Source organism: Xanthomonas pisi DSM 18956, assembly GCF_001010415.1.
Lineage (GTDB): Bacteria > Pseudomonadota > Gammaproteobacteria > Xanthomonadales > Xanthomonadaceae > Xanthomonas > Xanthomonas pisi.
In genome coordinates this window covers 1-381 of sequence record NZ_JPLE01000201.1, presented here as the reverse complement: position 1 = coordinate 381, position 381 = coordinate 1, and the positions used below count along the sequence as shown (strand labels likewise).

Genomic DNA, 381 nt, shown 5'->3' with positions numbered 1-381 from the left:
GCGCGGCTTTTGGCTTGAAATGAAGTTCTTTGAATCGTGGCCTGCAAGGGCCTCCTCTGCACCTTTCAGAAATGCATTTGAGAAAGGTCAGTGCAGCTTTCTTTCTTCGTGGAATGATTGGAAATACCCATCATTTGTTTTGCTTAAAGTCGATTCTGAGAAGATGTTTTATTTAGTCCACCCTTCGATTGAATTAAAGCGTTATAATATTGCAGACGTTCAACGTGAGATAATCGTGAAGGGAACTATTCACCACATCATTAAGTATTTAGAGGAATTGTCATGAAAACACAAGGGATGCGCCACCAGCTTCTGTCGCTTGATAAAGCAGGCCGCAGAAAATACTTTGCCTATTTCATGGAACAAGGTCTTGGTAAAACT

General features: G+C 41.2%; 1 protein-coding gene. It reads left to right on the top strand.

Going from position 1 to position 381, the window contains the following annotated elements; genetic code table 11:
• The coding region (locus tag Y887_RS21160) for a hypothetical protein (RefSeq protein ID WP_211257011.1) at positions 1-286 on the top strand (286 nt) is incomplete at its 5' end.
• Positions 287-381: the final 95 nt, after the last annotated feature.